The sequence below is a fragment of the Microbacterium sp. genome (assembly GCF_031178525.1).
In the GTDB taxonomy this organism is placed as follows: domain Bacteria; phylum Actinomycetota; class Actinomycetes; order Actinomycetales; family Microbacteriaceae; genus Microbacterium.
In genome coordinates this window covers 1-1,859 of record NZ_JAPSJA010000381.1, presented here as the reverse complement: position 1 = coordinate 1,859, position 1,859 = coordinate 1, and the positions used below count along the sequence as shown (strand labels likewise).

The following is a 1,859-nucleotide window of genomic DNA, read 5'->3' as shown; positions in this document are numbered from 1 at the left end:
TCCTGAACACCGATCGCGTGCCGCGCGAGTACCGCAACAAGTGGTACCTCAACGTGGCGCTCGGCATCACGGCGCTGCTGTTCATCGTGCTCGGCGCGTACCAGGCGGTGCAGGCCATCGGGAAGGCGTTCGGCTGGGCCTGATCCGGAGCCTCGTCTCGCGGGCCCTCGGCGATGCGCCGGGGGCCCGCGGCGTCTCCCGGCGCAGGATGGACGCATGTCCCTGAAGTCGTCCATCCCGCCGGGCGATGTCGCGGTCCCGGACAGGGTGCGCGCGCTGGCGGGCAACGCCGAGCCCGTGCCGGTGTGGCGCAATGAGCTCGGCGGTGTGACCTTCCGCGCCGGCGCGCTGTACGTCAAGTGGGGGCCGCGGCACCTCGAAGCGTCGATGGCCGAGGAAGCCGAGCGGCTCGCGTGGGCGGCGCGGTGGACGCCCGTACCCGAGGTGCGCGACCACGGCGAGACGGACACCGAGGAGTGGCTCGTGACGTCCGCGCTCGAGGGCGAGTCGGCCGTCGCGCCCGCCTGGGTCGCCCGGCCCGACGTGGCGGTGCGAGCGATCGCGGTGGGCCTTCGCGCGCTGCACGACGCGCTCCCCGTCGAGGAGTGCCCGTACGACTGGTCGGTGCCGACGCGGCTGGCCCGCGCCGCATCCCGCGGCATCGCCATGCCCGCCGAGCTGCGCGATCCGCCCTCGGTCGACCGGCTCGTCGTGTGCCACGGCGACGCGTGCTCGCCCAACACGCTGATCGGCCCGGACGGCAGGTGGGTCGCGCACGTCGACCTCGGCGCGCTCGGCACGGCCGACCGCTGGGCCGACATCGCGGTCGCGACCATGAGCCTCGGGTGGAACTACGGCCCCGGCTGGGACGAGACGTTCCTCGACGCGTACGGCGTCGATCCCGATCCGGTGCGCACGGCGTACTACCGCGCCCTCTGGAACGCCACCTGATCCTGCGGGAGGATCGACGCATGGCGAGCATCGTGCGCGCGGTGCGGGCGGCGATCGCGCCGCTCACGCGGACGCGCGCCTTCCGCCGGCTCGGACCGGTCGCGCTGCCGGTCGCAGAGCGGATCGTGCGCGCCGTGACGGGCGGACGCGCGCAGGTGTCGGGGCTGCTCGTGCCGTCGCTGACGCTGCACACCGTGGGAGCGCGCACCGGCGGTTTCCGCGCGAGCGAGCTGATGTACACACCCGATGGCCACGGATCCGCCCTGGTGGCCGGCACGAACTTCGCCCGCGGGCGGCATCCCGCCTGGACGCACAACCTGCTCGCGCACCCGGAGGCCGAGATCACGGTGCGCGGCCGACGCTATGCGGTGGTCGCCGAGCGGATCGACACGGATCCGGACGCGCGGGAGGCCGCGTGGGAGCGGATCCAGCGGCAGTGGCCCGGCTACCGCGGCTATGAGCGCGACTCCGGCCGTCAGGTGCGTCTGTTCCGCCTGCGGCTGGTGCGCGAGCTGGAGTGACGCGCGGGCTGCGCTCCGCCTGGCAGGGTCCGCTTCGGCTCCGCCTGGCAGGGTCCGCTTCGGCTTGTGGCCACCCCTGGTTGCGGCGACGGTGAGTGGTCAGAGACCGAGGATCCAGGTCCAGGTGCCCGCCCACATCGCCGCCGCGACCGCGGCGCCCGCGATCAGCGCCGCGATCACGACGATCACCGCATCCGCGGCCGTGAGCCGAGACACCCGCGCCCATGTCCGGCGCCCGGATGCGCCGAAGCCGCGCGCCTCCATCGCGGTCGCGAGCTTGGTGCCCCGCCGGATGGCGAGCACGAACAGCGCGAACGTCTGCCCGGCGAGCCGGCGGATCCGGCCCGTGTCGGCGACGCCGCGCGCGCGACGCGCGTCGCCGAGCTC

Annotated in this window: 2 protein-coding genes and 1 pseudogene; 2 read left to right on the top strand and 1 reads right to left on the bottom strand. The window is 74.6% G+C overall.

Annotation, left to right across the window (positions count from 1 at the left end):
* Positions 1-216: 216 nt before the first annotated feature.
* Positions 217-951, top strand: a complete 735-nt coding sequence (locus RIF89_RS14635; RefSeq protein WP_309069802.1) for an aminoglycoside 3'-phosphotransferase — start codon at positions 217-219, stop codon at positions 949-951.
* A gap of 20 nt (positions 952-971) precedes the next feature.
* Positions 972-1,472 carry a nitroreductase family deazaflavin-dependent oxidoreductase gene (locus RIF89_RS14630; RefSeq protein WP_309069801.1) on the top strand — a complete coding sequence of 167 codons (501 nt, stop codon included), beginning with the start codon at positions 972-974 and terminating at the stop codon, positions 1,470-1,472.
* A 99-nt stretch (positions 1,473-1,571) separates the two neighbouring features.
* Here the strand turns inward: RIF89_RS14630 and RIF89_RS14625 are convergent.
* Positions 1,572-1,859: pseudogene (locus RIF89_RS14625) on the bottom strand (energy-coupling factor transporter transmembrane protein EcfT); the annotation flags it as partial.